Origin of the sequence: Bradyrhizobium sp. (genome assembly GCF_019242285.1) — a bacterium.
Taxonomy (GTDB): Bacteria; Pseudomonadota; Alphaproteobacteria; order Rhizobiales; family Xanthobacteraceae; genus Bradyrhizobium.
In genome coordinates, this window is the sequence record NZ_JAFAVV010000075.1 from 1 (window position 1) to 4,149 (window position 4,149).

General features: G+C 67.6%; 6 protein-coding genes. 1 reads left to right on the forward strand and 5 read right to left on the reverse strand.

Annotation, left to right across the window (positions count from 1 at the left end):
- A partial coding sequence (locus tag JOY90_RS03140) for a nuclear transport factor 2 family protein (RefSeq protein WP_367276873.1) occupies positions 1-259 on the forward strand: 259 nt, incomplete at its 5' end.
- A 123-nt stretch (positions 260-382) separates the two neighbouring features.
- Here JOY90_RS03140 and JOY90_RS03145 read toward each other — a convergent pair.
- From JOY90_RS03145 to JOY90_RS03165, 5 genes are all read right to left on the reverse strand, one after another.
- Positions 383-1,384, reverse strand: coding sequence for a 4-hydroxyproline epimerase (locus JOY90_RS03145; protein WP_291689709.1), 1,002 nt, complete (start codon positions 1,382-1,384; stop codon positions 383-385).
- Between the two features lie 34 nt (positions 1,385-1,418).
- The gene (locus JOY90_RS03150) at positions 1,419-2,027 is read right to left on the reverse strand and encodes an alkylhydroperoxidase domain protein (RefSeq protein ID WP_291689710.1); all 609 of its coding nucleotides are present in this window, start codon (positions 2,025-2,027) and stop codon (positions 1,419-1,421) included.
- 15 nt (positions 2,028-2,042) lie between these two features.
- The gene (locus tag JOY90_RS03155) at positions 2,043-2,651 is read right to left on the reverse strand and encodes a CMD domain protein (protein ID WP_291689711.1); all 609 of its coding nucleotides are present in this window, start codon (positions 2,649-2,651) and stop codon (positions 2,043-2,045) included.
- A 9-nt stretch (positions 2,652-2,660) separates the two neighbouring features.
- Entirely contained in the window at positions 2,661-3,740 is a 1,080-nt protein-coding gene (locus JOY90_RS03160; RefSeq protein WP_291689712.1) for a putative FMN-dependent luciferase-like monooxygenase, read from the reverse strand.
- Positions 3,737-4,149, reverse strand: a 413-nt coding sequence (locus tag JOY90_RS03165) for an ABC transporter ATP-binding protein (RefSeq protein ID WP_291689713.1), incomplete at its 5' end; no start/stop codon positions are given. The genes JOY90_RS03160 and JOY90_RS03165, both read right to left, overlap by 4 nt.

Genomic DNA, 4,149 nt, shown 5'->3' on the forward strand with positions numbered 1-4,149 from the left:
ATTCATCGACGAGGTGATCGGCCCGTTCAATGCACGGATGTCGAAACCGCTGCTTCCGACGGTCCGCGGCATCTTTGCCGACGGCGACATGGTCATCATCCTGTTCGACGCCGAAGCCACCGTGCGGGACGGCAAGCCCTATCAAAATACTTACTCCTGGTATCTTCAAATGAGGGACGAGAAAGTCGTCAAGGCGATCGCGTTTTTCGACAACAGGCATTTCGACGAATTCTGGAACAGGGTGTCACCGCAGGCATGAGGCAAGCTCAGCAGAGTGGGCTAAGCTTCGCCGAAGCTCGTAAGAGCGAAGGCGACGCGTGCCCACCATTCTTTCGACAGCGCGGCTCCAAATGGTGGGCACGCTTTTGGTTCGAGGGAAGCTTCACATCAACTGGAAGCCATGGGCGAGCGGGTCGCGGTCGTCCACGAAAATCGTGTTGTGGCCGATGATACGGGCCCATCCTGCGACGCTCGGCAGGATCGCCGGGTTTGCGCCGACCGTGGCTTCGCCCTCGATGCGGCAATGAAACATCGTGCCGATGATGCTTTCGTGCACGAAGCGGTCGCCGAGCGCGAGCCGCCTGCGCGCCACGAGTTGCGCCATGCGGGCCGAGGAGCCGGTTCCGCAGGGCGACCGGTCGATCGCCTTGTCGCCATAGAAGACGGCGTTGCGGGCGTCCGCCTTCGGCGATTTCGGCTTGTCGCACCACATCACATGGCTCACGCCGCGGATGCGCGGGTCCTCGGGATGGACTGGCGCCACTGCCTGCTCGGCGGCGGCACGCACCAGCGGGCTCAAACGCTGGATCGCGTCCGCCGGCATGCCATCGAGTCCGGACCAATTGAGCTGCGGCTCGACGATCGCATAGAAGTTGCCGCCATAGGCGACATCGACGGCCAGCGCGCCCAGGCCCGGCACCTCGATCGCGACGTCCCGGGCGTGGAGGTAGCTCGGCACGTTGAAGAGCCTGACCTCGTCGACATGGTCGCCGCTCCTGACATATTCGATCGCCACGCGTCCGGCCGGCGCCTCGATCGCGAGGCGCCCTTCGTGCCCGGGAACGACCAGTCCTTCCTCGATCGCCACCGTCACCGTTCCGATCGTGCCGTGACCGCACATCGGCAGGCAGCCGCCGACCTCGATGAACAGCACGCCGACGTCGCAGTCGTCGCGCGAGGAGGGGTAGAGGATCGATCCCGACATGACGTCGTGGCCGCGCGGCTCGAACATCAGCGCGCGTCGGACCCAGTCATGATCCCGGATGAAGATCTGCCGTTTCTCGGCCATCGAGACCGCGGGCAGCAGCGGGCCGCCGCCGGCGACGACGCGAACCGGGTTGCCACAGGTGTGGGCGTCGATGCAGAAGAAGGTGTGCCGTGCCATGGTGCTCCTGGCTCACTTGAGGCGCGAAGCCGGATCAGGCCTCGTCCCGTGCGGCCGGCTCGCCGAGCGACAGCATCAGGCGGTTGGCCCAGTTGAAGAAGGCCGCCGCCTGGATGACGTCGGCGATGGCGGCGTCGTCCAGCCCAACAGCCTTCAGCCGCGCGACATGGGCCTGGCCGAACGCGATCGGCGTCACCGCGAGCGCGACCGAGGCCGCTACGATCGCGTTCCAGCGCTCGCCGAGATCGACGGCGGTGCCGCCGTCGAGCAGCCGCTGCACGTCCTCGCCCCGCTTCGAATAGGTGGAGGCGAAGCGGGCATGCACCGAGGCGCAGTAGATGCAGCCGTTGAAGCGCGACGTCGCGGCCGCGGCGAGCTCGCGCTCGGCGCGCGGCAGGCCCGCTTGCGGATTGTAGAAGATGTCCTTGTCGGTCCTCGTGCGGGCTTCCAGGATGTCGGGATCGCGGGCGAGCAGCATGAAATAGGGCGATTTAGCCCGCGCCGGATCGACCAGCGCCTGCCGGTGCCGCCCGGTCAGCTCGGCTTCCGGAAGCGGTTCGAGCCACGGCAGCCAGTCGAGCTGCGCCTGCGTGAACCGGTTGGGCTCGGTGTTCTCAGGGTGGCGGAGAACGGCCTCGGTCATGGCGATATTCCTTTGTCAGGCGGCCTGAAGCGTGGCGGCGAGCTCGCGCAACCCGGCGACGACGCGGATCTGGAAGCTCAGGAACGCCACAAGCTGCGACAGCGTGACGATATCGGTCGTGGACCAGCCGGCTTCGAGCCGCGCGTGAAGTGCGTCCGGGCCGGCATCACGGGGATGAAAGATGAGCAGATGTGCGTGGGCGAGGCCGGCCGCGAGATGCGGACCGAGCCCGGCGCGGTCATCGTCGCCGGCTCGATAGGTGGGGCCGGGCGCATCCTCGGCGCTGAGTGGGCCGGCCGGATATCGGCCATAGGGACCTTGGGTTGCGACGCGATCGGCCGCGCGCACAACGATGTCGGCGAGCGCCGGGTCGCAGGCGCACAATTCGGCGGCATAAAACGCCGCGGTCGCCGGCTCGCCGTGCAGGCTCGCGACGAAGGCTGCGACAGCCCAGCGTTCTCGGGCTGGAAAGCCGCCGAAGCCCGTTGGCTGCAACAGAGCGAGATAGCTCTTCTGACTGTTCTCGCGGGCCAGCGGGCGTGCGGCCCTGATCTGATCGAGGCGAGAGCCCGGCGTGATGCCGAGCAGGCGATCGATCAGGTCGGCTTCGATCGGATGATTCATGCGTGTCTCCTAGACCAGAGCGGTGCTTGCGGCATCGCGGCTGCCGGTTTTGATCGACGCGGGTCCGGCCCAGCCCAGGGCGGGCGCCACCTTTTCCGCCGTCAGCTCGATCGAGCGCAGGATCAGCGGATGCGGCGGATCGACGGAATGGACCTGGAACACGAGATCGGTGACGCGCGGCAGGATGGTGTCCGCCTGAAGCGAGGTGATGACATCGTCGGGCGTTCCGACATGAACGTCGAAAGTCGCGATCAGGTCGTCGAGGCTTTCGCCGCGCATGATGTGGGTCTTGCGGAGGCGGCCGAGCCCGCGGCGCAACCCGGCTTCCGCCAGCGCGCGTGCCTCCTTGCGGCTGTCGGCGACGAACAGGCTGCGCGAAGCCATGATGCGCGGCGCGCGGCCCTTCGGCAGCACTGCGAGGTAGGCGTCGATGATGGGATGCTGCAGGTCGCCGAGCGCGGCCGTTGGCGCTTCCGGCCTTCTCGGCTGTGTTCGCGACAGGAGCAGGCCGTGCCCGCCGAGCCCGGCCCAGTGGCCGCCATCGGCGGAGAACGTCGCCTGCCAGATGCGGTCGATCAGCCCGCGCCCGTCGGGATAGAGCCGGTTCGGTGTGCCGGCGATCGGCTTGCCCTTCAGCGCGCCGAGCAGCGTGTTGAGATGGTCGGCAAAGATGGCGCCGCGCTTATTGCTGTCATGCCCGAACGCCGCGAAGGAGGAGGGCGTCCCGCCGGTACCGACGCCGACCTCGAGTCGTCCATTGAGCAGCAGGTCCAGCACGGCAACATCCTCGGCGACGCGCACCGGATGCTCCAGTGGCAGCGTGATCACGCCGGTGCCGAGCCGGATGCGGCTCGTCAGCGTCGCCATCATGCCGAGGAACACCAGCGGCGCGGGCAGGCCGCCCTCGCTCTCGTCGAAATGATGCTGGGCGACCCAGGCGGAATCGAAGCCGTGCTTCTCGGCATGGACGATCTGCTCCGCCGCCAGCCGGTAGCGCTCGGCGGCGCTCGCCTGGTCGAGCAGCCGCGAGAAGAAGCCGAGGCGTTTTCCTTGACCGGCCACGCTCGGTTCCGAGACCTTGTCCATCATGCCGTCTGTTCTCCACCAAGATAGGCGTCACGGATGCGGGGATCATTGAGCAGGCTCGACGCGGAGCCCGACAGCACGATGCGGCCGGTCTGCAGCACGAAGCCGCGATGGGCGATCTGCAGCGCGAGGCTCGCGTTCTGCTCGACCATGAAGACCGAGACGCCGCTGCGGTTGACCTCGGCGATCAGCTCGAGCACGCGGTCGACGTAGAGCGGCGACAGGCCCATCGTCGGCTCGTCCATGCAGATCAGGCGCGGCCGCGCCATCAGCGCGCGCGCCATCGCGACCATCTGCTGCTCGCCGCCCGACAGGGTGCCGGCGAGCTGGTCGCGGCGCTCATGCAGGCGCGGGAACAGCGTGTACACCCGCTCGAAGTCAGCGTCGTACGTGCCGGCGTCCCGCAGCACGG